Annotated in this window: 22 protein-coding genes; 9 read left to right on the forward strand and 13 right to left on the reverse strand. The window is 67.6% G+C overall.

Annotated features, from left to right (window positions below; all coding sequences use genetic code 11):
- Positions 1-23: 23 nt before the first annotated feature.
- The gene (locus OKW29_RS06735; protein ID WP_429290430.1) at positions 24-1199 is read right to left on the reverse strand and encodes an epoxide hydrolase family protein; all 1176 of its coding nucleotides are present in this window, start codon (positions 1197-1199) and stop codon (positions 24-26) included.
- A 118-nt stretch (positions 1200-1317) separates the two neighbouring features.
- Between OKW29_RS06735 and surE the strand changes: the two genes are divergently transcribed.
- Positions 1318-2097 carry a 5'/3'-nucleotidase SurE gene (surE, locus tag OKW29_RS06740; RefSeq protein WP_429290431.1) on the forward strand — a complete coding sequence of 260 codons (780 nt, stop codon included), beginning with the start codon at positions 1318-1320 and terminating at the stop codon, positions 2095-2097.
- Between the two features lie 31 nt (positions 2098-2128).
- On the opposite strand, the gene OKW29_RS06745 is transcribed toward surE, so the two are convergent.
- Positions 2129-2935, reverse strand: coding sequence for a DUF4148 domain-containing protein (locus OKW29_RS06745; RefSeq protein ID WP_429290432.1), 807 nt, complete (start codon positions 2933-2935; stop codon positions 2129-2131).
- Positions 2936-3182: 247 nt separating this feature from the next.
- Positions 3183-4082, reverse strand: coding sequence for a DMT family transporter (locus tag OKW29_RS06750; protein ID WP_429290433.1), 900 nt, complete (start codon positions 4080-4082; stop codon positions 3183-3185).
- A 244-nt stretch (positions 4083-4326) separates the two neighbouring features.
- On the opposite strand from OKW29_RS06750, the gene OKW29_RS06755 reads away from it, so the two are divergent.
- Complete coding sequence (locus tag OKW29_RS06755; RefSeq protein WP_429290434.1) at positions 4327-6648, forward strand: PA14 domain-containing protein; 2322 nt, start codon at positions 4327-4329, stop codon at positions 6646-6648.
- Between the two features lie 176 nt (positions 6649-6824).
- Here OKW29_RS06755 and OKW29_RS06760 read toward each other — a convergent pair whose 3' ends face one another.
- Positions 6825-7460, reverse strand: a complete 636-nt coding sequence (locus OKW29_RS06760) for a carbonic anhydrase (protein WP_429290435.1) — start codon at positions 7458-7460, stop codon at positions 6825-6827.
- Between the two features lie 319 nt (positions 7461-7779).
- Positions 7780-8055: a DUF1488 domain-containing protein gene (locus tag OKW29_RS06765; RefSeq protein WP_008923225.1), complete on the reverse strand. Its 276-nt coding sequence runs from the start codon at positions 8053-8055 to the stop codon at positions 7780-7782.
- Between the two features lie 205 nt (positions 8056-8260).
- Here OKW29_RS06765 and OKW29_RS06770 point away from each other — a divergent pair, with 205 nt between their 5' ends.
- Positions 8261-9754: an MDR family MFS transporter gene (locus OKW29_RS06770; RefSeq protein WP_429290436.1), complete on the forward strand. Its 1494-nt coding sequence runs from the start codon at positions 8261-8263 to the stop codon at positions 9752-9754.
- Between the two features lie 37 nt (positions 9755-9791).
- On the opposite strand, the gene OKW29_RS06775 is transcribed toward OKW29_RS06770, so the two are convergent.
- From OKW29_RS06775 to OKW29_RS06800, 6 genes are read right to left on the reverse strand one after another with little or no spacing between them, the layout of a single operon-like run.
- A complete protein-coding gene (locus tag OKW29_RS06775; protein WP_429290437.1) occupies positions 9792-10016 on the reverse strand; it encodes a hypothetical protein in 225 nt (74 codons plus the stop codon).
- Positions 10017-10072: 56 nt separating this feature from the next.
- Positions 10073-10801, reverse strand: a complete 729-nt coding sequence (cobM, locus tag OKW29_RS06780) for a precorrin-4 C(11)-methyltransferase (protein ID WP_184035399.1) — start codon at positions 10799-10801, stop codon at positions 10073-10075.
- A 20-nt stretch (positions 10802-10821) separates the two neighbouring features.
- Complete coding sequence (locus OKW29_RS06785; RefSeq protein WP_429290438.1) at positions 10822-11562, reverse strand: cobalt-precorrin-6A reductase; 741 nt, start codon at positions 11560-11562, stop codon at positions 10822-10824.
- On the reverse strand, positions 11559-12659 hold the full coding sequence (locus OKW29_RS06790) for a cobalt-precorrin-5B (C(1))-methyltransferase (protein WP_429290439.1): 1101 nt from the start codon (positions 12657-12659) through the stop codon (positions 11559-11561). The genes OKW29_RS06785 and OKW29_RS06790 overlap by 4 nt, the downstream gene beginning before the upstream one ends.
- Positions 12659-13882 (reverse strand): precorrin-6y C5,15-methyltransferase (decarboxylating) subunit CbiE, encoded by a 1224-nt coding sequence (cbiE, locus tag OKW29_RS06795; protein WP_429290440.1) that lies wholly within the window; start codon positions 13880-13882, stop codon positions 12659-12661. Before cbiE ends, OKW29_RS06790 begins: the two co-directional genes overlap by 1 nt.
- 13 nt (positions 13883-13895) lie before the next feature.
- The gene (locus OKW29_RS06800; protein WP_429290441.1) at positions 13896-14150 is read right to left on the reverse strand and encodes a hypothetical protein; all 255 of its coding nucleotides are present in this window, start codon (positions 14148-14150) and stop codon (positions 13896-13898) included.
- Between the two features lie 39 nt (positions 14151-14189).
- Between OKW29_RS06800 and cobG the strand changes: the two genes are divergently transcribed.
- The 4 genes from cobG to cobJ are packed head-to-tail and all read left to right on the forward strand — an operon-like array spanning position 14190 to position 18743.
- On the forward strand, positions 14190-15629 hold the full coding sequence (gene cobG / locus OKW29_RS06805) for a precorrin-3B synthase (protein WP_429290442.1): 1440 nt from the start codon (positions 14190-14192) through the stop codon (positions 15627-15629).
- The gene (locus OKW29_RS06810) at positions 15622-16248 is read left to right on the forward strand and encodes a precorrin-8X methylmutase (RefSeq protein ID WP_429290443.1); all 627 of its coding nucleotides are present in this window, start codon (positions 15622-15624) and stop codon (positions 16246-16248) included. The genes cobG and OKW29_RS06810 overlap by 8 nt, the downstream gene beginning before the upstream one ends.
- On the forward strand, positions 16249-16992 hold the full coding sequence (locus OKW29_RS06815; protein WP_429290444.1) for a precorrin-2 C(20)-methyltransferase: 744 nt from the start codon (positions 16249-16251) through the stop codon (positions 16990-16992).
- Positions 16989-18743, forward strand: a complete 1755-nt coding sequence (gene cobJ / locus OKW29_RS06820; RefSeq protein ID WP_429290749.1) for a precorrin-3B C(17)-methyltransferase — start codon at positions 16989-16991, stop codon at positions 18741-18743. Before OKW29_RS06815 ends, cobJ begins: the two co-directional genes overlap by 4 nt.
- A gap of 35 nt (positions 18744-18778) precedes the next feature.
- On the opposite strand, the gene OKW29_RS06825 is transcribed toward cobJ, so the two are convergent.
- Together OKW29_RS06825 and OKW29_RS06830 are read right to left on the reverse strand one after the other, a co-directional pair.
- On the reverse strand, positions 18779-21400 hold the full coding sequence (locus tag OKW29_RS06825; RefSeq protein WP_429290445.1) for an AAA family ATPase: 2622 nt from the start codon (positions 21398-21400) through the stop codon (positions 18779-18781).
- Entirely contained in the window at positions 21397-22602 is a 1206-nt protein-coding gene (locus OKW29_RS06830) for a metallophosphoesterase family protein (protein WP_429290446.1), read from the reverse strand. The genes OKW29_RS06825 and OKW29_RS06830 overlap by 4 nt, the downstream gene beginning before the upstream one ends.
- A 207-nt stretch (positions 22603-22809) precedes the next feature.
- Here OKW29_RS06830 and OKW29_RS06835 point away from each other — a divergent pair, with 207 nt between their 5' ends.
- A complete protein-coding gene (locus OKW29_RS06835; RefSeq protein ID WP_429290447.1) occupies positions 22810-24090 on the forward strand; it encodes a DUF445 domain-containing protein in 1281 nt (426 codons plus the stop codon).
- A gap of 142 nt (positions 24091-24232) precedes the next feature.
- Entirely contained in the window at positions 24233-26215 is a 1983-nt protein-coding gene (locus OKW29_RS06840) for an AI-2E family transporter (protein WP_429290448.1), read from the forward strand.
- Positions 26216-26251 lie beyond the last annotated feature (36 nt).

Below are 26251 nucleotides of genomic sequence, written 5' to 3' on the forward strand. Positions count from 1 at the left end.
TCGCCGTTAGTGATCGACGCTGCCTAGCGCGCTTTCTGCCGCAACGGCCTGAAGAACTTTCGAATCTCGGCCGCGAGCAACGCGGGCTTTTCCATCGCCGCGAAGTGCCCGCCGGCTGGCATTTCGCTCCACTGCGCGACGTTGAAGGTTCGTTCGAGCCAGCTTCGCGGCGGATGATTGATCTCCTTCGGAAACAGCGCGAAGCCGACTGGTGTGTCGATGCGCTCGCCGTCGGAGAAACGCATCGGCTGCAGGCGGTTTTCCCAATACATCTGCATCGCCGGGCCGATGCACTGCGTGAACCAGTACAGCGATATATTGGTCAGCAGATCGTCTTTCGAGAACACGCTTTCCACCTCGCCGCCGCAATCGCTCCACGCCCGAAACTTCTCGCCGATCCATGCGGCGAGTCCCACCGGCGAATCGTTCAGCGACGCGGCGACCGTCAGCGGTTTCGTGCCGTGCTGATGCGCGTAACTGCCTTCGAGTGCGGCCCAGTCGTTCTTCTCGCGCAGATAGTCCTGCTCGGCCGGCGTCAGCTCCCGCTGCACCGCGCCGATCGCGGGCTCATAGGAACTCGGCAGGAAGTTCAGATGGATGCCGTCGACCACCCGCGGATGATGCGCGGCCAACGCGATCGACACGCCCGCGCCAAGATCGCCGCCCTGCGCGCCGAAGCGCTCGTAGCCGAGCCCGCGCATCAGTAACACCCACCGGTCCGCGACCTGGAACGCGGACATGCCGGCCTGCGCGGGCGCAGGCGAAAACGCGAAGCCCGGCAGCGACGGCGCGACGACGTCGAAGGCGTCGGCGGGATCGGCGCCGAACGCGACCGGATCGCACAACTGACCGAGCAGCGCGTGAAACTCGAAGAAGGAACCGGGCCAGCCGTGCGTGATCACCAGCGGATAAGCCTGAAATCCGGGCGCGACACTGGCGGCGCGCCGATGCGCGAAGTGCACGGTCTGGCCGTTCACGTCGGCGAGAAATTGCGGCAGCTGGTTCAACCTGCGTTCGGCCGCGCGCCAGTCGAATTGCCCGGCCCAATAGGTCGCGAGTTCGCGCAGCCAGGCCGGGTCGGCGCCCTGCTGCCAGGCGGGCGCGGGCGTCGCGGGCGCCCAGCGGGTGGCGTGGATGCGGCGGCGCAAATCGTCGATGTCCTGATCGGCGATCGCAATCTCAAACGGGTCGATCTGCATGACGGGTCGTCCTAGGTCGGTTGGCGGCTCACCGTCATCGTACGCGCGTCCGACGAAAGCCCGATAATGGGCGTCCCTTCCCTACGATTCATTCACCGAGCCACAGGAGATTGACGCGATGTCCGCTTACGAATCCAAGCTGCCGCGAGTGCTGCTGACGAATGACGACGGTATCGACGCGCCCGGCCTCGCCGTGCTCGAAGCCGTGGCCGCCGAGCTCGCGCACGAAGTCTGGGTGGTCGCGCCCGAGCACGACCAGAGCGGTACGTCGCATTCCATCAGCCTGCATTCGCCGCTGCGCGTGAGCCGCCAGGGCGAACGCCGTTTCGGCGTGACCGGCACGCCCGGCGATTGCGTCGTGATGGGCGTGCGTCATCTGATGCGCGAGGCGCCGCCGTCGCTGGTGCTGTCCGGCGTCAATCGCGGCGGCAACCTCGGCATCGAAACGATGTTCTCGGGCACGGTCGGCGCGGCGATGACGGGTCTGCTGCTCGGGCTGCCGTCGTTCGCGCTGAGCCAGGCGTTCAGCGATCGCGAGCGCGTGCGCTGGGACACCGCGCGAACGCTCGCACCCGGCGTGATCCGTCAGTTGCTCGCGATCGAGCATGCGGCGCCGACCTGCCTGAACATCAACTTCCCCGACGTCGATGCCGCCGACGCCGGTCCGCTGACGCCGACGCGCCAGGGCGTCGGGCTCGTCAGGGACATCGAGGTGCTGCCGGAAGTCGACCCGCGCGGCATCGCGTATCACTGGCTGCGCTTCGATCGTGGCCCGCGCGAGAACGATGCCGACAGCGAAACGGCAACCGTCGCGGCGGGGCACGTATCGGTCACGCCGCTTGCGTTCGATCGCACCGACGAAGCCACCTTCGCGCGGCTCGCCGCGTCGTTGATCTAACGGTTGCCGGGGACGCGGCGCGAGGCCCGCTTCAGTGTGCCCCAGGTCCCGATGGCTCGGGTCTGCCGAACGCGGGCATCGTACCGTTCTCACGCGCGCGCACGAGTTCGGCCTCTACCTCGGCGCGGGTTTTGGGGCCGTTGCTGGCGACCGCTTGATTTGCGGACTGGCTGGTCAGCCCCGCGCGCGACATCGACCATGGCGACTCGACGCCTTGCGTTGCATATTGCGGCAACGGCCGCGCCTCTGGCACGACGCTGGCCGCTTTCTTCCCAGACCGCTCAGCAGTAGAACTTTTCCGGTGGCTGCCGCCCCGCGCATGACTACCCGATGTCGTCGCAACACTTTGCGCTGAGCGAGGTTTCGTCTTGGTACCCGACGCAACGCGGCTATGGTGTGCGTGCCCGGTCTTTGCCGTGGGTGGCGCCTGGGTCCGGTTCGAAGTCACCGTAGGCTGCGGCGGCAAACTCGTCTGCTGCGGCTGCGGCTGCGGCTGCGGGTGCGGGTGCTGCTGTTGCTGCGCCTTGTTCGACTCCCGGGCGAACTGTAGCGCCGCGATGGCCAGAGCGTCGCCCGCCTGCGCTCCAATCGACGCGGCCGGCTGAGCCCGCAAGGCGGCCACGTCGTCGCGCAGCGCATGGCGGCGCGTTGCCGGCGCGACCGTCGCCGCGCCGGGCCGGCCTTCGCTCTGCCCCGCCGCCGCCGCCGTCGCGCTGACACCCCGTTCGCCGTCGGCGACGAGACTCACGTCCCGACCGGACGACCAGTCGTTGTCCAGCTGCGATACATAGGCCCCAATCGTCACCGCGCCGAAGACGAGGCCCATCAACACGATCATTCTCGGTTCGCTATACAAGGCACGCTCCCCATTCCAACCGATCGACCGACCCATTAGTCAAAGTGTGGGCGATCCGAATGACAGTGTTTTCCCTTTTAGACCCAACAACCGACGAATCGGCGGATCTGGTCGGGGATGTGTCCGAAATCGACGGGTATTCTTCCGTTCAAACGCGCGCCTTAATCGGAGTCCCAAGCGGTTCTTCCGGCGCCGCCTTCGACCCTGTTTTCAGCGACGCAAGCGCAACTCAGACGAGCGGCCCTTCCTCCGGCTTGCGGCGCATCGCGACGGCGATCGAACTGCCGACGATCAACGCGATACCGAGCATCGATATTCCGCCGATCGTCTCGCCCCACACCAGGTAGCCGAACAGCGCGGCCCACACGATGCTCGTGTAGTTGTACGGCGCGAGCGCGCCGGCATCGGCATCGCGGAACGCCATCGTCATCAAGAACTGGCCCGCCGTCGCAAGCGCGCCGAGCAGCGCCATGATCGCGAGCGCATCGAACGACGGTGTGCGCCACGCGAAGACCAGCGACGCGCCCATGACGGCCGTGCCGACCAGCGTGAAGTACAGCACGGTCGTGCCCGAATCGTCGCTGGCTTTGATGCGCTTGATCTGGATGATCGACAGCGCGCCGCACAACGCACTCGCGATCAGCAGCGCAGGCCCGAGCCAGCTCGCGTGCGAGCCGTCAGGGCGCACCACGAGCAGCATGCCGGCGAAACCGACTGCCGCGGCCAGCGCGTCGCGCGGCTTGAGCGTTTCGTGCAACAGCAGCGGCGCCAGCACGATCACGAGCAAGGTCTCCGAATAGACGATCGCGACCGCCTCGCTGAGCGGCATATACGGCAGCCCCGCAAAGAACAGACCCGATGCGCCGAGCAGCGTCAGCGCGCGCAGGGTCTGCCCGCGCACGTCCAGTTGCCGCAAGCGCGTGGCGAGCGGCTTGCCGCGCAGGCACATCGCGACGGCCGGGAACAGACCGAACAGCATGCGGAAGAACGTGACCTCGTTGGCCGGATAGGCGAGCGCAAGCGATTTCGCGAGGGCGTCGACGAGCGCGAAGCAGAACATCGACACGAGGATCAGCGCGACGCTGCGCAACGGTACGGCGCTCGGGCGGACGGCGGCGACGGGCGGCATGGACGGTTCGGTGAGCGTGGGTGATGAAAAACAGGATTATGCCCGCGCTCGCGCGCGCCCTCGCGACTACCCCGCGCGCCCACTTTGGCAAATCAGGGAATCCACCGATACTGGTCAGACTAACTAATAATATTATTCATATCGACTTCCGCACTCTTACAGCGATGCTTTCAAGCAAGTTCGCTGTATGCGTATTTAATAATAATTATGACCCACGACCAAGCGGGGACCTCAGGAGATACAGGTGCGCAATTACTTTGTGCTGGCCGCGCTCGCGATGCTGAGCGCCTGCGGCGGTAATGACGGTTCGCCCAACGCGTCCGCTACGGCGGACGAGCAGGTCAAAGCGGTCGATGCGACAGCGGCGACAGCCGTTTCGTCGGCGTCGGCCGCCGCCGTGGCTTCGGCCGACGCGGCCGACGTGCAGAATGAGTTCAAGGCCGCCAAGGCCATCCCGGTCGGCATGAAAACGACCACCCCGCCACTCGTGATCGCCGACCCGACGCTGAACCTGGCGCCGTACACGCCCCCCGCGCCGCCCGCCCCGCTCTCGAGGACGACGCTGTCGTTCGGCGATTTCACCAGTTACCTCGCGCCCGGTTCGGCGAGCACCTGGCACCCGGGCGCCAGTGCGTCGACGATCGCGATCGACGCGCCGCCCGCCAACGGCACCGGCGCCGGCGACAAGGCCGTCGCGCTCGCCACGACCTACGCGAGCGCGTCGTACGAAGCGGACGTGACCGTCACCGCACCGGTCGGCTCGGGCCCTGCGAACGCGGGCTTCGTCGTGCGCACGACGAACCCGACGTCGGGCGGTCCGGACAGCCTGACCGGCTATTTCATCGGCCTCGACACCGGCTCGCATTCGCTCGTGGTGGGTCGCGAGAACAACAACTGGACCAATTTCATCCAGTATCCGATCAGTTCGATCGTCGGCGGCAGCACGCATCATCTGAAGGTGACGACGAGCGGCAACGCGATCCTCGTCGATCTGGACGGCCAGCGCGTGGTGAGCGCCAACGACGCGACCAATGCGCTGCCCGCGGCGTTCCAGTCGGGTAGCTTCGGCGTGCGGCGCTTCGGTGTGGGCGTATCGTTCAGCAACATCACGATCCATACGTATCCGACCGTGACTTCGCCGGTTTACGATTTCTCGAAGGTGGTCGGCGCGGTCTACACGCCGTCCAACGCGGTCAACGCAATCGACTTCTGGGAGAACTACGATCCCGAGATCGTCAACCGCGAACTCACCTATGCGCAGACGTACGGCATGAACACGGTCGCCGTGTACCTGCACTATCTGGTGTGGGCCAACGATCGCGTGGCCTTCCTGAGCAAGTTCGAAAACCTGCTGACGATCGCCGCGCGGCACGGCATCAAGGTTTCGCCGATCTTCTACGACGACTGCTGGAACCCCACCCCTCAATTCGGCCCGCAGCCCGCGCCAGTCTGGGGCGTGCATAACAGCCAGTGGGTGCAGTCGCCGGGCACGCCGGTCGAGCAGGCGTACTTCCAGGCGAGCGCGTCGAACCCGGCGATCACATACAAGCAGAGCCTCGCGAACTACATCACCGACTTTGTCGCGCCGCATCGCAACGACCCGCGCATCATCTTCTGGGAGCCGATGAACGAACCGGGCTGCAGCGGCAATGGTTCATTGCAGAACACGCGCGCTGAGATGATGAACGATGCGCGTATCGCGATCCTGAACGCAGGCGCGACGCAGCCGATCAACTCGCCGCAGGTGCAGGAAGACGAAGGCACGTACTTTTCGGACTTCTATGGGTTCCATCCGTACAACAATCCGTACACGGGTCCGGTGAATGGCAGCAGCATCAACGCGTTGAATTCGGAGACGCTGCAACGCGGCTTCGCGGGCACGACGGGCCAGACGATGCCGGGTATCGTCGGGAACTATGGCGGCACCACCGGCTTCATCGTGTGGGAGCTCATGATCGGCCGTACCAATACGCGCTTCCACTGGGGCCAGACGCCGAGCGCGCCCGCGACGGTCGAACCGGCGACGCCGTTCCAGGGGACGTTCTACCCGGACGGCCATCCTTGGCAGACGTCGGAAACGCAGGCGCTGACGGGCGGCTTCGACGTCAAGCTGCCGGTGCTGCAGGTCGCGTACTACAACGATCCGACCTTCAGCGCGGCGCCGGTGAAGACGTCGATCACGCCGCTGATCGATTTCGATCTGAACACCGAGCGCGGCACCGATTCGCCCGATGCATCGGCCGGCGTCAACGCGACCAACTACGGCGTGCGCTGGACCGGCGCGCTGAAGGCGACGCAGGACGGCGAATATACGTTCACGATCAACAGCGACAACGTCGCGCGTCTGTGGATCGACGGCGTGAAGGTGATCGACAAGACGAGCACGACGCCAGGCAGCGCGGGCGGGAAGGTCCATCTCGCCGCGAACCAGAGCGCCTCGATCAAGGTCGAGTACGTGCACGGCACGGGCGCGGCGAGCATGCATCTGCTGTGGTCGAACCCGGCTGCGAAGAGCCCTGGTGTGTTGAAGCTCGTGCCGTCGGATTCGCTGGTGACGTCGAGCTGATAGAGGTGGTTGTGCCGGGCGGCGCGGTGGGATCGAAGCCGCGTCGCCGCGCCGGCCAACCCGAAAAAACAACGCGGCGCACCGGAAATATCCGTTGCGCCGCGTTCGCTTTATGCAAGGCTTTTAGCAAGCCAAGGTGTCAATCCCTCAAACTAAAAACCCGTTTTAATGCCACTTCAACCCGCACAAATTTCCCGATTATCCGCAAGCGGCAAGAAGTTACCGGTCTTGCCATCGAGCGCAAGCATTTCGGCGCTTTCGATATTGAAGATCCAGCCATGCAGCCGCAGCGTCTTGTTCACGAGTCCGACCGCCACCGACGGATGCGTGCGGATGTTGCTGAGCTGCGCGATCACGTTGTCCTTGACCAGCGCCTCGAGACGCTCCGCATCCGAGCAGTAGTGGCGCGACGCGTTGATCGCCTTCGCCGCATCCGCGTGACGCAGCCAGCTCGCGACCGCCGGCATGTGCTCCAGATTCGTGCAGCTCGAGATCGCCGTCATCGCGCCGCAGTTCGAATGGCCGCAGATCACGATGTCGGTCACGCCGAGCACGGCAATCGCATATTCGACGGTCGCCGACACGCCGCCCGGCTCCGGACCGTACGACGGCACGATGTTGCCCGCATTGCGGATCACGAACAGCGACCCCGGTTCGGTCTGCGTCAGCAGTTCCGGCACCACGCGGCTGTCCGAACACGTCACGAAGAGGGTGCTGGGATTCTGCGCGGTCGACAAACGCTTGAAGAGCGCGCTTTGCTGTGGAAAGACCTCGCGTTGAAAGCGGATCAGACCTTCGATGATTTCCTGCACGATATTCTCCAGAGAATCGAAGAGACGGATTTAAAGTTGCCGCGACTATACCGCAGCCTTTCAATCGTCGCGCGAATCACCGTGCTAATCGTCGCACGCTCCTGCGGCGAATTGCCAGCGAAATAATGGCGTGCTCGCACGCGCCATAAAAAAAGACCCGGCTGCCGGCAGCCGGGTCCAACTCTCTCGCTCACACGCGTTAAGCGGTGTGTGCGTCGATACTGTAGCCGCGCCGACGTCGCGGATATAGTCGCCGCGATGGAAGAGTCCTTTCCACCGCGGCACGAATCGCTTGACCCGATACAAGCAAGCGGGTCGCTCAATCGAAGTCGCGCGTCTCGAGCTCCACGGACCGTCCCCCGTTGCGTTCGAGCACCCGCCGCGTAGCATTTTCAATGCGGGCGCGGTTCGCCTCGAACGCTCCCACCAGATCGTGAGCAGACGGGGCGCCGTTGCCGAGGCTGCCATTGCCGAAATGGTCATTGAGCGCGTCGAGCGACACGCTGCACCATACGTCCTTCCCGTCCACATTGGCCTCGTAGGCGACGCGCGCAGCAGCCACCACTTCCCGGCGTCCGGTGAATTCGATCCTCATGATTGTCCTCCGTGTGTCAAAGGGAAATCCGAATACGCAACGGTCGTGCCCAATCCGGCCGGTTCGCCGGCTGCCCGGGCGCGAGCGCGCATTCTCCGCAAGGCGCATACTCCTGACCGGCCGCCGCGCGCGGCCGCGCCGATGCGTCGCAGCAAGGCCTCCTCCGGGCCGTCGACGCATTCAACATATCGATACTACGCCCTTCATGTCCCGCAATATTCAATCTTCGCGCCCGCTCGTGATCGCCGCCGTGATGGCCTCGATGGCGATGGTCGCGATCGAAGCGACCATCGTGTCGACCGCCATGCCGCAGATCGTCTCGCAACTCGGCGACCTGCATTTATACAGTTGGGTGTTCTCGTCGTTCCTGCTGACGCAGACCGCGATGACCGTGGTGTTCGGCAAGCTCGCCGACCTCTATGGGCGCAAGCCCGTGATCCTCGCGGGCATCGCGATCTTTCTCGTCGGCTCGGTGCTCGCCGGCTTCGCGTGGTCGATGCCGGCGATGATCGTGTTCCGCCTGATCCAGGGGATCGGCGCGGGCGCGATCCAGCCGGTCACGCTGACCGTCGTCGCCGATCTGTACCCGGCGCGCGAACGCGGCAAGGTGCAGGGTTATCTCGCGAGCGTGTGGGCGATTTCGGCGGTCGTGGGTCCGATGGTCGGCGGCTTCATCATTCACAACCTGTCCTGGGCGTGGATCTTCTGGATGAACGTGCCGATCGGGCTCGCGTCGGCGGCGGGCTTCATCGCGTTCCTGCGCGAATCGGAACGGCACGCGCGGCCGTCCATCGACTTCGCCGGCGCCGCGCTGTTCATGGCCGCGATCGCAGCGCTGATGATGACGCTGACCTACGCCGGCGACGACGCGTTGGCGCCAGCCTCGTTCGCAGGCGGCGTCTTCGTGCTGTGCGTGCTGCTGTTCGTGCTGCAGGAGCGTCGCGCGGCCGAACCGATGATCTCGTTCGCGCTATGGAGCCGCCGCCCGATCGCCGCATGCAACAGCGCGACGGTGCTGGCCGGCATGATCCTGATGGGCGCGACCACGTTCCTGCCGATGTACGTGCAGGGCGTGCTGCATCGTTCGCCCGTGGTGGCCGGCCTCGCGCTGACGATGATGATGGTCGGCTGGCCCACCGGCGCGACGTTCGCGGCGAAGTCGTTTCACCGGCTCGGTTTGCGGCGCATCCTGATCTGCGGCAGCGCGTTCGTGCCGCTCGGCGCGGTGCTGCTGCTGTTGCTGTCGCCGGGCGCGTCGCCGCTCGTCGCCGGGTTCGCGTCGCTGATCATGGGCTTTGGCATGGGGACGTCGAGCGTCAGTTCGCTCGTGCTGATCCAGGAGATCGTCAGGATGGACGAACGCGGCAGCGCGACCGCGTCGAACCTGTTTTCGCGCAATCTCGGCAGCACGCTCGGCGCGACGCTGTTCGGCGCGGTGCTGAACTTCGGGCTCAGTCATTCGCAGGGCGTCGCGACGGTCACGTCGGATCAGCTGAAGGCGCTGCTGCAGAACCGCGCCGCCGATCTCGGCGACAGCGATCTGGTCCGGCTCGTGCTGCACCAGTCGCTGCATCTGACCTTCGTGTCGATGTTCGTGATCGCGCTATTCGTGGTCGCGCTGCTCGCGCTGGTCCCAACGATCCGATTCGGCGACGACCAGCCGGCACCACTCAAGGCCATGTCGCCGCTCGAGGATTGAGTCGCGCGGCGTCGCGAACCACGTGCGTTCGCGAGCGCTACGAGCCGCCCGCCGGCAGCGTCGCCGCGAAGAAATCACGCACCGCGCTCGACAGCGCGGCACAGCTTCGACGCATCATGGTTAGTTCTCGCAAATGGGGATCAGCAGATCGGTGACGCAGGCGGTCTGCGCGCCGCGAGGCGGTGCAGAACTTGCGGATTTTCGCGTTTTCGCGCTTCGCGTTTTGCCAGCAGACGGCGGCCAGGCTCGCGCGCTGCGTCACATTATGATCGACAACGCACGCCGCTTCCTGACGCCAGAAAGGCTTTCACGGCGCCGTCAACTGCCCTTCGCATACAGCGTCGAATCGGCGAACCCTTCGGCGGCCAGCACCTGGCCGACCAGAATCAGCGCGGTGCGCTCGATCGCGCTGCCCTGCACCTTCGCGACGATATCGTCGAGCGTGCCAGTGATCTTTTCCTCGTCGGGCCAGCTCGCGCGATAGATCACCGCGATCGGACACGCGCCGCCGTAATGCGGCCGCAACTCATCGACGATGCGCGCGAGATGCCGCACGCCGAGGTGAATCGCCAGCGTCGCGCGATGCCGCGCGAGATCGCCCAACTGCTCGCCTTCGGGCATCGACGTCTTGCTCGCGTAGCGCGTGAGGATCAGCGTCTGCGACACGCCGGGCAGCGTCAACTCGCAGCCGAGCGCCGCTGCGCATGCGGCCGTCGCGGTCACGCCGGGCACGATTTCGTAAGGAATGGCCAGCTCGCGCAAACGGCGGATCTGCTCGCCGATCGCACCGTACAGCGACGGATCGCCCGAATGCACCCGCGCGACATGCTGGCCCTTCGCGTGCGCCGCCGCGAGCAGCGCGACGATCTGGTCGAGATCGAGCTCCGCGGTGTTGATCACCTGTTGCGCGCTATGACCTTCGAGCACCGCGGCCGGCACCAGCGACCCCGCATACAGGATCACCGGACAACTGCGCACGAGACGCTGCCCTTTGACCGTGATCAGTTCCGGGTCGCCCGGACCCGCGCCGATAAAAAACACTGTCATTCAGTACTCCAATTATTTGCTCACTTACCCGAATCCGCATTCGCCTGCGCGGGCAACGCATCGAGAAGATCGGCAACGCTGGCGAACTCGCGATCGACCTCGGGCAACACCGGCCGTCGCAGCATGATCACCGGCAAGCCGCGTTCGCGCGCGACCTCGAGCTTCGCCTCGGTCGCGGCGCCGCCGCTGTTCTTGCTGACGACGACGTCGAACGCCTGCAGCGCGAACAGCGCGCGTTCGCCGTCGAGCGTGAACGGTCCGCGCGCCGCGAGGATGCGCGAGCGCGCCGTGTCCGGATGCGAATCGAGCACGCGCACGGTCCAGAATTGATGCGGCGCAATCTCGTCGAGATGCGCGAGCGGTTCGCGCCCGAGCGTGAAAAGCGGCCGCCTGAACGGCGCGAGCGTGTCGATCAGTTCGTTCCAGTCATCGACCATGCGCCATTCGTCGCCGGCTTGCGGCTGCCACGCTGGACGCCGCAGCGCCCAGCACGGCACCTTCGCCACGCGGCACGCGTCTACGGCATTCGCGCTGATCCGCGCCGCGTACGGATGCGTCGCGTCGATCACGAGGCCGATCGCTTCGCTCGCGAGGTAACGCGCCAGACCCGCGCTGCCGCCGAAACCGCCGACGCGCACCGCGCACTTCAAGTCGTCGGGGACCTTGCCGAGTCCCGCGAGACTGTACACATGCGCGGGACCGAGTTGGCGCGCGATCTTCAGCGCGTCGCCGGTGCCGCCGAGCAGCAGGATGCGCGTCACCGCGCGACTCCGACGATGTTGCCCTGCCGGTCGATCGCGAAGATTTCGACGCTGACCTGCGGCGGCACGATATCGCGAGCAACGGCCAACGCGTGCTGACAGACGATATCGCCGAGCGGCACCTGCCGCGCGTGAGCGAGCGCGAGCGCCTGCTGGCTCGTGTTGGCCGCGCGCATCGCCGCTTGCAGCGCGGCGTCGGCGCCATGCGCGGCAGCCCAGGCGGCGAGTTGTTCGAGATCGATGCTGGAGTTGCGGCTATGCAGATCGAGATGGCCGGCCGCGAGCTTGCTGAGCTTGCCGAAGCCGCCGCAAATGCTCAGTCGCTCGACCGGCGCGCGCTTCACATGCTTGAGCACCGCGCCGACAAAATCGCCCATTTCGATCAGCGCGATATCGGGCAGGCCGTAGTGCGCGCGCATCGCGTCCTCGCTCGCGTTGCCGGTGCAGGCGGCCACATGCGTATAGCCGTTCGCTCGCGCGACATCGATGCCCTGATGGATCGACGCGATATACGCCGAGCACGAAAACGGCCGCACGATGCCGGTGGTGCCGAGTATCGACAGCCCACCGACAATCCCGAGTCGCGGGTTCATCGTTTTCAGCGCGAGCGCTTCGCCGCCTTCGACGCCGAGCGTCACTTCGAAGCCGCCGCGATACGCATGGCGCGCGGCGAGTTCGTCGAGGTGCTGCGTGATCATCTGGCGCGGGACCGGATTGATCGCCGGTTCGCCGACCGGCAGCGTGAGCCCCGCGCGCGTGACCGTGCCGACGCCCGGCCCCGCGCGAAAGATCACACCGGGCCCGGGCACGAGGCGCACGCGCGCGAACACGAGCGCGCCGTGGGTCACGTCGGGATCGTCGCCGGCATCCTTGATCGTGCCGGCTTCGGCGATCCGCTCGCCGTCCAGCGCGGCAAGGCGGCAGAACGTGAGCCGCATCGGCACATGCTGGCCCTTCGGCAACACGATCTCCGCGACCTCGCTGACCTCGCCCGCCAGCAGTAGACGAGCGGCCGCGAGCGACGTCGCGGTCGCGCAACTGCCGGTCGTATAGCCGCTGCGCAGCGGCGCCGGCTGCTCGGGAGTCTCGTCACGCATCACGAATCGGCCGCTGGTTTGGCGGGTTTGGTCACGTCGAGCAGTGTGATCGGCAACGCCTGGCGCCACGTATCGAAGCCGCCGAGCGGTTGCGCGTGAGCGAGCCCGATGCGCGTCAGCGTACCGCCATGCCGCTCGCGCCATGCGGCGAGCACCGCCTCGCCTTGCAGCGTCACCGCGTTCGCGACGAGCCGGCCGCCGTCGCGCAGTTGTGTCCAACAGGTGTCGAGCACGTCAGGCTCCGTCACCCCACCGCCGATGAACACCGCGTGCGGCGCCGGCAGTCCCTGCAACGCGTCGGGCGCGCGGCCGGCCACGAGTTGCAGCCCGGGCACGCCCAAAGCATCGCGATTCTGTTCGATGAAGCGCTGCCGCGCGTCGTTCGCTTCGATCGCGATCGCGCGACACGTGGGATGCGCGCGCATCCATTCGATTCCGATCGAACCGCTGCCCGCGCCGACGTCCCACAGCAACTCGCCGGGCGCGGGCGCGAGGCGCGCGAGCGTGATGACGCGCACGTCGCGCTTGGTCAACTGGCCGTCGTGGATGAAGGCGTCGTCGGGCAAACCGCAGGTCAGCGGCAGACGCGGCGCATGCGCCGACGCGCGGCACTCGAGCGCGATCAGATTGAGCGCGGCCATCTCGCCGGCCGGCCATTGATCCGCGCGGCCATCGACACGCCGTTCGCGTGCACCGCCCAGATGTTCGAGCACGGTCATGGCAGTCGCGCCGAAACCGCGCGCATCGAGCGAGGCCGCCAGTGCCGCGGGCGTGCGCCCGTCCACGCTCAGCACGAACAGGCGCGCGCCGTCACGCAGATGCGCATTCAGGGCGGCAAGCGGTCGGCCGACCAGCGAGACGGTGGCGACATCCTGCAACGGCCAGCCGAGCCGCGCGGCCGCGAGCGACAACGACGACGGCGCCGGCAGCACGCGCAACTCGCCGGCCGGCAACTGCCGCGCGAGCGTCGCGCCGACGCCGAACAGCATCGGGTCGCCGCTCGCGAGCACGCACACCGCGTGCGGACGCTCGGCGAGCAACGGCGCGAGATCGAACGGGCGCGGCCATGCGGCACGGCGCGCGGCGAGCCGCGCGGGCAGCATCGCCAGATGGCGCTCGCCGCCGTACACGACCGACGCGCCCAGCAACGCACGCCGCGCGGGCCGCCCCAAACCGGCGAAGCCGTCGTCGCCAATGCCCACTACGGTCAGCCATGCCGGCATGCATCCATCCTCATTAGTTGCGTCGATTCTTTAGCGATTGCACCGGCTCACGCATGCGGCTTTGCACAGGCTCGGAGCGCGGGTTGCGAAAGTCGGCATGATACCGCCGCCATGCGGCCCGCGGGTTCGCGGCGGAGCGCCATGCTGCCGGGATCACCGGCAGCGCGCGATGGCCGGCAAACAGGCGCTGCGGCCACAGCGTAAAGATATAATGGCCGCTTTCATTGCCCACGGTCGGCCCGAAGCGCCTTTCGGCCGCACCGTTCACGCCGGCCCTCGTCGGGCAGCATGCAGCGAGGCCGCAGCCATGCCGTCGCGCGACGCTAAACCCGGTGCCCCTTTGAATCGAGCTTCGCCTCCCACTGTTTCGTCCCACGCGGTCACGACACCGCGGTCCTCGGCATGTCCGGGGTTGCTGCGCATCGTCCCCGCGCGCGACGGCGGCATCTGCCGCATCAAACTGCCCGGCGGCGTGCTGAGCGCGGCGCAGGCACGCGCGATCGCCGATGCGAGCACGCGGCACGCGAACGGCGTCGCCGAGCTGACCAATCGCGCGAATCTGCAACTGCGCGGCGTGCGTAACGGACACGAAGCGGCGTTGAGCGCGGCGCTGATCGGTGCGGGGCTTGGACCGGCCGGCGCGCTCAGTTCCGCCGACGACGTCCGCAACGTGATGATCAGCCCCGCCGCCGGCCGCGATCCGCACGCGCTGATCGACACGACGCCGCTGTGCGCAGAACTGCTGACGCTGCTGCAAGGCGATGCGCGTTTCGTAGCGTTGTCGCCGAAATTCGCGCTGCTGCTCGACGGCGGCGAACAGCTTGCGCGGGTCGATCATCCGCATGACGTGTGGCTCGCGGCGTCGGCTGACGAAGAAGGCGTGCGCTTCGTGTTCGGCCTCGCGGGGTGCCCGGCTCCGGCAGGCGAAAACTCGAACCCGCGCGACCATCGCGATTCCAACGGCACGGGCACGCTCGCGGCGGTGCCGGCGTCGCGCGTGCCTGCGCTCCTGCGCGCGTTGCTGCACACGTTCCTCGACCTCGCCGCAGCCGACGCGACCCGCATGCGCGACCTGCTCGCCACGCATTGCGCCGACGCGCTGCTGCAGCACGCGCAGCGCTACGTCGATTTCCCGCTCGCGCGCGACGCATCGCTGAGCCACTGGCAACGACACATCGCCGCCGACCCATCGCTGCGGCTCGGCGCGCACGCGCAGCGCGGCGACGGCACGTCGCATGTCGGCGGCCAACCACCGCTCGGCCGGATTGATGCGGCCACGCTGCGCGCCTTGGCTGCGCTCGCGCAAAAACACGGCAACGGCAGGTTGCACGCGACGCCATGGCAAAGCGTGCTGCTGCCCGACATCGCGACGACGGCGGTGCCCGCCGTGCTCGCGAAGCTGATCGAACTCGGTCTCGCGTGCGATCCCGCGCAGGCCATCACGCACGTGATCGCCTGCGCCGGTTCGGCCGGCTGCGCGAAGGGCCTCGCCGACACCAAGACCGACGCGCTGCAACTCGCCGAGCGCTTACCCGCCGGCGTCGACGTGCATCTGACGGGCTGTCCGCGCTCCTGCGCGGCTGCCCATCGCGCGCCCTACACGCTGCTCGCCGCCGCGCCCGGCCTCTACGACCTTTATCGACGCGACGGCCGCCCCGGCTTCGGCCAATGCGTCGCGCCCCAACTGACGATCGACGAGGCCGCCGCGCTGCTCGCGCGCCTCGCCCGGAGTACTCCACATGCTTGATTACATTCGCGACGGTCAGGAGATCTATCGCCAATCCTTCGCGACGATCCGCGCGGAGGCCGACCTCGCGCGCATCCCCGCCGACCTCGAAAAGCTCGCGGTGCGCGTGATCCACGCGTGCGGCATGGTCGACGTGATCGACGACCTCGCGTTCTCCGACGGTGCCGGCAGCGCGGGCCGCCGCGCGCTCGCGCAAGGCGCGCCGATCCTGTGCGATGCGGGCATGGTCGCGCAAGGCATCACGCGCGCGCGGCTGGCCGCGAACAACGAAGTGATCTGCACGCTCACGCACCCGGACGTGCCCGCGCTCACGCGCGAAATCGGCAACACGCGCTCGGCCGCCGCGCTCGAATTGTGGCGCCCGCATCTGGCGGGCAGCGTCGTCGTGATCGGCAATGCACCGACCGCGCTGTTTCATCTGCTCGACATGCTCGATGCCGGCGCGCAGAAGCCGGCGCTGATTCTCGGCTTTCCGGTCGGCTTCGTCGGCGCGGCGGAATCGAAAGCGGCACTCGCGCAAAACAGCCGCGGCGTCCCCTATGTGGTCGTGCACGGACGGCGCGGCGGCAGCGCGATGGCCGCCGCCGCGGTCAACGCGCTTGCGACGGAGGTCGAATAAATGGCGAGCCAGCTAACGAGTCGCGGACGGCTGTACGGCATCGGCGTCGGTCCCGGTGACCCGGAATTGCTGACGTTGAAGGCGCTGCGGCTGCTCAAAGCGGCGCCGGTGGTCGCATATTTCGTCGCGAAGGGCAAGAAGGGCAACGCGTTCGGCATCATCGAGGCGTATCTGCACGACGCGCAGCAGCATCTGCCGCTCGTCTATCCGGTCACCACCGAAGCACTCGAACCGCCGCTGTCGTACGAAGCGATCATCGCGGACTTCTATGACACCGCCGCCGAAATCGTCGCGGGCCATCTCGACGCGGGCCGCGACGTCGCGGTGATCTGCGAAGGCGATCCGTTCTTCTATGGCTCGTACATGTATCTGCACGACCGGCTCGCGGCGCGCTACGACAGTGAGGTGGTGCCCGGCGTGTGCTCGATGCTCGGCGGCGCAGCGGTGCTCGGCGCGCCGCTCGTCTATCGCAACCAGAGCTTGTCGGTGCTGTCGGGCGTGCTGCCCGAAGATGAATTGCGCCGCCGTCTGGCCGACGCCGACGCGGCGGTCATCATGAAACTCGGCCGCAATTTCGACAAGGTACGGCGCGTGCTCGACGAACTCGGACTCGCGCGGCGCGCGCTGTACGTCGAACGCGCGACGATGCGAAATCAGCGCATCGTGCCGCTCGCGGAAGTCGATCCGATGGCGTCGCCGTATTTCTCACTGCTGGTCGTGCCGGGGCAAAAATGGCAAGGATGAACGGGCCCGCCATCGTGATTCTCGGTACGGGCGCGCTTGCGACCGCGCGGCGGATTCAGGCGTCGTATGTCGAGCGCGGCGCGCATGCCGCGGCCGGCGTTGCCACGGACTGCCAGGTCCATGCGCTGCAGGGGCGCGTCGACGCCGACGTCTCGTACAGCGAACTCGGCGCGCATCTGCGCGAGCTGTATGCGCGCGGCACGCCGATCGTCGCGCTGTGCGCGGCCGGCATCGTGATTCGCTGCCTCGCGCCGCTGCTGTCGAACAAAGGCGCCGAGCCGCCGGTCCTCGCGGTCGCCGAGGACGGCAGCGCGGTCGTGCCGCTGCTCGGCGGCCTCGCGGGCGTCAACGTAATGGCGCGCGACATCGCCGCGGCGTTGGCCGTACAGCCCGCGATCACGACGAGCGGCGAGCTGCGCTTCGGCACCTGCGTGCTCAATCCGCCCGATGGCTATGCGCTCGCCGACCTGGGTCAGGGCAAGCGCTTCGTGTCGGATCTGCTCGCGGGCGAAAGCACGCGCATCGAAGGCGACGCGCCGTGGCTCGACGACGCGCAACTGCCGCGCTCGGCGTCGGCGCGTCTCGCGATTCGCGTGACGCCGCGCGCGTGGGATGGGCGTGACGACGAACTCGTGATTCATCCGCGCAGTGTGGTGGCGGCTGTCGCCAGCGACGATGCCGATGCCGCCGACGCGATCGTCGCACGCGTGCGCGCGGCACTGAACGCGCAGGGTCTCGCGATGCTTTCGCTTGCGGCCTTGCTCGCGCCATCGACGAGCATGGCCGACCCGGCGCTCGCGCAAGCGGCAAGGCTTCTCGAGGTGCCGCTGCGCTTCGCCGATGCCAGCGCCGCACAGGGCGAATCGAGTGCCGCAAGGTTGCTGCATACCGCGCTACGCGTCCCCCACGAAACGCTGCACGACGACGCACACCCCGGCGTCGTGCTCGCCCTCTCCCCGCTCGCCATCGACCCCGCGACGCTCGGCCGTGCCCGCGGCCGTCTGAGCGTGATCGGCCTCGGTCCCGGCCGGGCCGAGCTGATGGTCCCGGCCGCGCGCACCGCGTTGAACGAAGCAACCGACATCCTCGGCTACGACACGTACGTGAAAATGGCCGGCCCGCTGCGCGCCGGTCAGCGCGTGCACGGCACCGACAATCGCGAGGAAATGCAGCGCGCGCGGCACGCGTTCGAGCTCGCGAGCGAGGGCCGCTCGGTCGTGATGGTGTCGTCGGGCGACCCCGGCGTGTTCGCGATGGCGGCCGCCGTGCTCGAAGCGCTCGAAGCTTCCCGGAACGACGCATGGGCGGCCGTCGAACTATCGATCGTGCCGGGCGTGTCGGCCGCGCTCGCGACCGCCGCGCAGGCCGGCGCGCCGCTCGGCCACGACTTCTGCATGCTGTCGCTGTCGGACAACCTGAAGCCGTGGACGATCATCGAAACCCGCCTGCGCCATGCGGCGCAGGCCGATCTCGTGATGGCGTTCTACAACCCGATTTCGCGCGCGCGTCCATGGCAACTCGACAAGGCACTCGACATCGTGCGGGAGTATCGCGTGCCATCGACCCAGGTGGTGCTGGGTCGCGATATCGGCCGGCCCGGCGGCACGCTGCGCACGCTGACGCTCGGCGAGCTTCGCTCGGCCGATGTGGATATGCGCACGATGGTGATCGTCGGGTCGTCGCTGACGAGAAGATTCGCTTGCGGTCATCACGGCGCGCAGTGGGTGTACACGCCGCGGTGGTACGAGTAAGCGGACCGTACCGGGGTGGTACCGGCCCGCCCCGCTCACGCCACCTTCAGATCCTGCACCGCCCGCTGCCTGACGCCCAGGTCGTCCCACAACTCCGGATGGCACGTGAACACCAGAATCTGATGCCGCGTCGCCGCGTCGATCAACGCGCGTTTGAGCGCGTCGCGGCGCGCGGCATCGGTGTGTACCGCGGCATCGTCGAGCATCAGCAGAGTCGGCCGGCCTGAGGCCTGCAAGAGATCCGCGTACGCGAGCCGCGTCAGGATGCCGAGCTGTTCGCGCGTGCCGAAGCTGAGCGCATCGAGCAGTTCCGCGCGGCCGTCGCGATCGAGCATCGCCGGAATCAGATCGTCGCCGAGCGCGAGGCTCGACTGCGGAAAAAGCCGCTTCAGGTAGTGACCGACCCGCTCGGTCAACGGCGCACGCAGTTGGGCGAGCGCGGCGTCGCGTTCGTCGACCAGCACTTCGTCGAGCAGACTGAGCGCGCTCGCGCGCAGGCGCAGTTCGTCCTTGCGACGCGTGGCCTGCTCGACCTGGGCTTCGAGCGCGGCAAGCCGTTCGCCGAGGCCCGATGCGCCCATCGTTTCGAGCTGGCTACGCAGCTCCGCGATCCGCAGTTGACGCTCGTGCTGCTCGTTGCGCGCGAGGTCCGCCGATGCGCGATAGCGCTTCGCCTCCGCCACGGGGTCGTCCAGACGCGCCGCATCGAGTTCGCGCTCGCGCTCGCCGCGCTGGTTCTTCAGCGCATCGACCTTGACGCGTTGCTCGACGATATGCGCCTGCCACTGCGCGCGCTTGCGCCGAAACGCTTCGTCGTGCAGCTGCGCTTCTTTACGCTGCAACTGCGCCGTGAGCGAATCGGCCTTCGCAACGCCGCTGGATTGCGCGCCCGCCGCCTGCGCGAGCACCTTGCGCGCGGTCTCCAACGCGTCGCGCGCGATGTCGGCGTTGCGGCGCGCGTCGTCGAGCGGTGCCGCCGCGGACACGTCGGGCAGACTGGCAAGGCGCTCGCTCGACGCCTGCAAGCGCGCCGCCGTCGATGCCAGCGCCGCGCGCAACGCATCGATGCCTTGCGGCGCGTGCACCTCGAGAATCCTCGCCTGGCTCTTCTGTTGCGCGACCAGCGTTTTCCATTGCTCGTGACGCGCCTGCGCATCGCCCACCGACGCGACGCCGAGCGAGCGCAGCAACTGCGCGTGCTTCGCCTCGAGCGACGCCAGCTCCGACAACCGCGCGGACAGATCGGACACGCCCGGAATCACGCGCAGTTCGCCGAGCTTCCCGAGGCCGATGCGCTTTTCATCGTCGACATGCAGCACGCCCCTGCCGCTGATCGTCTGATCGCCGACGCTCAATTCGCCATTCAAGCTGTACTCGATGCGCGTCATCGCCGCTTCGGTCCGCGCGCGCAACACGGTCAGTTCGCCGTCGAGCGCGACGAGGCGCTTGAACTGCGCGTCGTCGAGTTCGAGCGCCGCCGCCTCGCGCGCGGCCTGCAACACCGCCGCGTTCGCCTTGTCCGCCTCGCCGATCGACGCTTCGAGCCGCTGGCTCTCCGCCCGATAGAAATCGACCTGGCTGCGCAGATCGGCGGCGGTCACGGCCGCGTTCGCGAGTTCGAGCGCGCGGTTCGCCTCGCCCGCTGCCTGCTCGAATTGCGCCACACGGCTTTGCGCCTGCGCATGCGCGGTTTGCGCGGCCGCGACCTCGACGCGCGCCGCGTCGAGCTGCTCGCGTTCGCGCGCGATGGCCGCCTCCAGTTCGAGCGCGCCCTGCTCCTGCTGCACCGACAACGCGAGTTCGGCCTCGCCGATCTTCAGCGACTGCGCGAGCCCTTCGAGACCGCGTTCGAGTTGTTCGACCGCCGCGGCACGTTGCTGCGCGAGCGCGGCCTTCTGCTCGTGAAGCTCCCACGGTCGCCTGCGCTCGGCGTCGTCGAATGCCTGCTGTTGGGCGGCGAGGCGCGCGATGTTGTCGTCGAACTGCTGGCGCTGCTGTTGCAGCTCGTCGCGGCTCGCGATCAGCGAGGCGAGCTTCTGCTCCGCCTCGGCGAACGGCCCGGTCGACTTCTGCGTGCGCGCGGTCAGCAGTTGTCGCAGCTCGCGCTGCACGGCCGCGATCAGCGCGTCCTCGCCGCCCGCTTCGCGGCCGCCCGACAGTTGCGTGAGCGCGTCGCGCAGATACTGCGCCGCGTGCCCGGTCGAATCGCGCATCTCCTGCGTGCCGCCTTGCTGCACCCACAACAGACCCGGCACGCCGGCGTTCTCGGCTTTCATCGGACCGCGCGCCGCGCGCGAGAAGCCGAGCAGCGCGGCGAGCTTGTCTTCGGCTTCATCCTCGCTATACACGGCCTGGCCGATCCTCAGCTCGCAACGCTGACGCGACACGAACTGCTTCGACAGACGGCACGTCACACCATCGAGCTCGAAGCTGACCTCGACCGACGGCTGCCCGCTCGCGAGCCCCCACGGCAACAGGTCTTTCAGATGCGACGCCTTGTAGCGTTCGAGGAACACCGTGCGCACCGCCTCGGCAATCGTGCTTTTGCCGGCCTCGTTCGGGCCGATGAACAGATTGAGACCGGGCTGCAGATCGTCGATCACGATCTGGCCGCCGAACTGCCTGAATTCCTGAATCGCGATACGTTGCAGCTTCATGCGGGGGCTCCTTCACGCGGCGCTTCAGGTTGCTGCCGCTCGCGCGTCTGCGCGGGTGGTGCGGCCTGCGAATCGCGTTGCCGCTGGTCGCGCTGAAAACGCGCCAGCAGCAGCAACGCCTCGGCCGCGCGCCGCGCCTCTTGCGGATCGGCCTGCGCGTCTTCCTGCAGGCCGCGCAGCCGCGCGACCACCTTCGCGAGATAGCCGCTTTGCGCGCCGAGTTCGGCGAGATCGTCGGCGGTCGGCAGCACGTGCAGACTGCCCAGATCGGCACGCAACGCGCGCATGCGGGCGCGCGCCTGTTCGACCGCGACATGCAGCGCCTCGGCATCGGCGAGCGCCGCGGTGCCGCCGACCTCGATGCGCAGCACGTCATTCGCGCCGAGTTCGGCGAGGCGGGTTTTCAATGCATCGACATCGGTCGGCACCGAAATCGTCTCGTCCCAGCGATGCCACCGGTATTGCCCGACCCGCACCGCGGCGACCTGCGGCACCGCGCCGGGATCGCTGACGGTAACGTCGAGGACGAAGCCCGGCTCGTTCGCGCGGAAACGGTCCTGCTCGTGCGTGCCCGCGTACCACGTGCGTTCGTCGACGCGCAGATGGCCGTGCCAGTCGCCGAGCGCCAGATAGTCGAGCCGCGCACTGGCGGCGCGCGTCGGCGCGATCGGATTCGACGAATCGATGCCGTCTTGCAGAATGCCGCCGACGCTGCCATGCGCGAGCCCCACGCGGTGATAGCCGGGCGGAGTATCGGTGGAATCGAAGAACGCGGTGGTGTCGTCGTAGGTGATGCGCTGCGTGAGCGGCGCGCACAGCAGCGCGCAACGGCACGCGTCGAGCAGCACGACGCCGGCTTCGAGCACGAGGCGCACGTTCGGCGGCACGCAATCGAGCCGCTGCGCGCGGGTCCACACGCTTTCGACGAGCGCCGCGTCGTGATTGCCCGGCAGCATGATCCACGCTCCGGAAAACGCTTGCAGCGCGGCGAACAAACGTCGGATCACGGTGTCCGACACCGTCTGCAGATCGAACACGTCGCCCGCGACGAGCACCGCGTCGACGTTGCGCGCGGCCGCTTCTTCGGCGATGCGGCGCACCGTGTCGAAGCGCGCCTGGGCGAGATGCGTGGCCTCGTCCGGTTCGAACTGACCGAATTGCGTGCCGATCTGCCAGTCCGCGGTGTGCAGAAACCTGATCACTGTGCCTCCATTGCGATTGCGTTGCGTCCTCTTGCGTTGATTTCGCCGAAGAGCCCAATCGCGAATGTTACCTTGCCGAAGCGCCGGCGCGTATTGCGCTCGCGTATCCAGGCTGGACGCGCGCGCGGGCCGTACCGCATCATTGCAACCGAACCGGCCGAGCCCGCCGACTTTCCAGCCCCCGCCCGACACGATCAACCGCGCCCGATGGACAAGACCACCGAACTGAAGAAGGCCAAGCGCACGCCTTTACTGCTGCTGCTCGCGGCCGCCTGCGTTTTCGTCGTCGCCGCATTCCTGCCGCGCGGCCTGTGGGTCGACGGCATCAAGGCCGTCGCCGAGGCCGCGATGGTCGGCGCGCTCGCCGACTGGTTCGCGGTCGCGGCGCTGTTTCGCCGCGTGCCGATTCCGCTCGTGTCCGCGCACACCGCGATCATCCCGCGCAACAAGCACAAGATCGCCGACAACCTCGCGCACTTCGTGCAGGACAAGTTTCTCGATGTGCCGTCGCTGGTCGGTCTGATCCGCCGGCATGATCCGGCGCAGACCATCACCGCGTGGCTCAGCGAATCGGCCAACTCCGCGCGCCTCGGCGACTACGTGGTGCGGCTCACCGGCGGCATCCTCGACGTGGCCGACGACGCGCGCATTCAGAACTTCATCAGGGACGGGTTGCGCGACGTGCTCGCGAAGGTCGATCTGTCGCAATCGCTCGGCGCGATTCTCGACACGCTGACGCGCGACGGCCGCCATCAGGAACTGCTCGACACCGCGATCGATCAGGTGATCGCGGTGCTGCGCGAGGCGCCGGCGCGCGAATTCATTGCCGCGCGCATCGTCGATTGGGTGAAAAGCGAGTATCCGACGATCGAGAAGTTTCTGCCGTCGGTATGGCTCGGCGACAAGGGGGCGGAGGCGATCGCGAGCGCCGCGAACCGTATGCTCGAACAGATCGCGGAGAACCCCACGCACGAGCTGCGCGACAAGTTCGACCACGCGGTGCAGAAGCTGATCGTGCGGCTGAAGACCGATCCCGTGTTCCTGCAGCAAGGCGAAGCACTGAAGCGCTATCTGGTCGAAGGCGAGGCTTTCGGCAGCTACGTGAAGGACATGTGGGGCGAGCTGCGCGCGTGGCTCAAGCGCGATCTGCAAAGCGCCGATTCGGCACTGCATGCGCGTGTCGCCGCGATGGGCGCGTGGGTCGGCCGCGAACTCGCGCGCGATCCAGCGCTGCGGCAATCGCTGAACGATCACCTCGAGGAAGCGGCGCGCGCGATGGCGCCGGACTTCGCGCGGTTCCTCACACGCCATATCAGCGATACGGTGAAGAACTGGCCCGCGCACGAGATGTCGCACCAGGTCGAGATGAATATCGGCAAGGATCTGCAGTACATCCGCATCAATGGGACGATCGTCGGCGGATTTATCGGCTTGTTGCTGTATGTGAGTTCGCTGTGGCTGGAGATGCTGCGGGTGCATGTCGGCTGACGACTCGAGCGCATTGAGCGACTCAACGCGCAGCCACGCGTGAGCCCCCTCCCGCCAAACCACCTACAATTCGGGCATCTGTCTTGCTGACGACCAGTGCTCCGCTCGGTCGTCAACGCGTCCCAACCGGAATTCTGCTTACATGAAAATATCGCTACCGCCGCCGCATGATGGGCGGCCCAACCGCGTTTACCCGCCGGGCACGCCGGGCCTGCATGGCCTCGTGTCGCTGATCACCGGCGTGGTGGTCGTGTGCGGGCTGTACTTCGGGCGGGAGATACTGATTCCGATCACGTTATCGGTGCTGCTGAGCTTCCTGCTCGCGCCGCTCGTGCAGATGCTGCGGCGTCTGCACATGGGCCAGTTGCCGTCGATCTTCATCGCGGTGCTGTTCGCTCTCGCCTCGCTGCTCGCGGTCGGCGCGCTGATCGGCGCGCAGCTCGTGCAGCTCGCGGACGCGCTGCCACAGTACCAGGAAGCGATCGAGCAGAAGATCGAAACGGTGCAGGAAAAGACCGTGGGCCGCGCCGACGCCCTGATGAGCAGCGCTGCCAGCGCGCTGCAGCGCGTGGCGCCATCGCGCCCCGCGCCGCCACGCCCGACCGGCCGCGCCGCGCGCAACGCGCCGCAGGTGCCGCAACAGGTCGAGGTGCACGAGCCCGCGCCGACGCCTGTGCAACTCGCGCAGCGCGCGCTGACGCCGGCCATCGCGCCGCTCGAGACGACCTTCATCGTGCTAGTCGTGACTATCTTCATCCTGTTGCAGCGCGAGGATTTGCGCGACCGTCTGATCAGCCTGTTCGGTTCGCGCGACCTGCACCGCACGACTACCGCGATCAACGACGCCGCCGGGCGCCTGTCACGCTATTTCGTCGCGCAGCTCGGCGTGAATCTGAGCGCGGGCGGCATCATCGCGATCGGGCTCGCGATCATCGGCGTACCGGGGGCGCTGCTGTTCGGCGTGATCGCCGCGCTGCTGCGCTTCGTGCCGTACATCGGCATCTGGATCGCGGCGATCCTCGCATTCTTTCTCGCGGCCGCGATCCAGCCGCAATGGACGATGGCGGTCCTCACGCTGATCCTGTTCATCGTCGTCGACGTGGTCGCCGGGCAGATCGCCGAGCCGCTGCTGTACGGTCATCGCTCGGGCCTGTCACCCCTCGCGGTGGTGGTCGCGGCGATTTTCTGGAGCTGGCTGTGGGGGCCGATCGGCCTCGTGCTGTCGACGCCGCTCACGCTGTGCGTCGTCACGCTCGGGCGCTACGCGGACCGGCTGAACTTCCTGACCGTGCTGCTCGGCGATCAGCCCGCGTTGACGCCCGCGCAGAACTTCTATCAGCGCCTGCTCGCCGACGATCCGCACGAGGCGATCGTGCAGGCCGAACGGCTGCTGCGCGAGATGTCGCTGATCGACTACTACGACAAGGTCGCGCTCGAAGGCCTGCGGCTCGCGCGCAACGACGCGCAGCGCGGCGTGCTGATGCCCGACCAGTTGCAGCGGATCAACGACGCGCTCGTCGATATCGTCGAGAACCTCGATATCGCCGAAGGGCTGCGCGATTCGCTGTCGCCCGCCGAACCGGCGGACGCGGGTAACGCGCTGCTTGCCGGGACGCCGGATCTGGCGTCGCCGGGCGCGGGTGCCACGGAGCGATACCGCAGCGATCTGCTCATGCGCTCGCAACAGCCGGACGGAGCGGGCAAGGCCGCGGTGTTGTGCGTGCCCGGCCGCGGCGCGTTCGACGAAGTGACGACCGCGATCGCCGTGCAACTGCTGAACCGCCAGGGCTTCGCGCCGCTGATGGCGACGCACTCGGGCTATCGCAGCGCACGCGCCGACGAGCCGAGCTTCAAGGACACGTCGATCATCTGCATCGTGTCGCTCGACGCGCCCGAGTCGCCGCTGTACCTGCGCAACATGCTGCGGCGCACGCGCGAATGGCGGCCACGCGCGACGCTGTTGGTCGGCGTCGGCGTCGGCGACGCGCCGGACGGCAGCGTCGAACTCGATGCGGGCGGCGAGCTGCATGCGTCGCCGACGTTCCGCGCGATGATCGAGGCATGTCACGCGGCGACGGCTGGGCAGCCCATGCGGCAGCCGTCGCAGACGGCCAGCGCCGGCTGAGGCTGGGTGGGCTGACGCCGTGACCGCAGTGGTGAA

This window comes from Paraburkholderia sp. CI3 (assembly GCF_050436505.1).
GTDB lineage: Bacteria > Pseudomonadota > Gammaproteobacteria > Burkholderiales > Burkholderiaceae > Paraburkholderia > Paraburkholderia tuberum.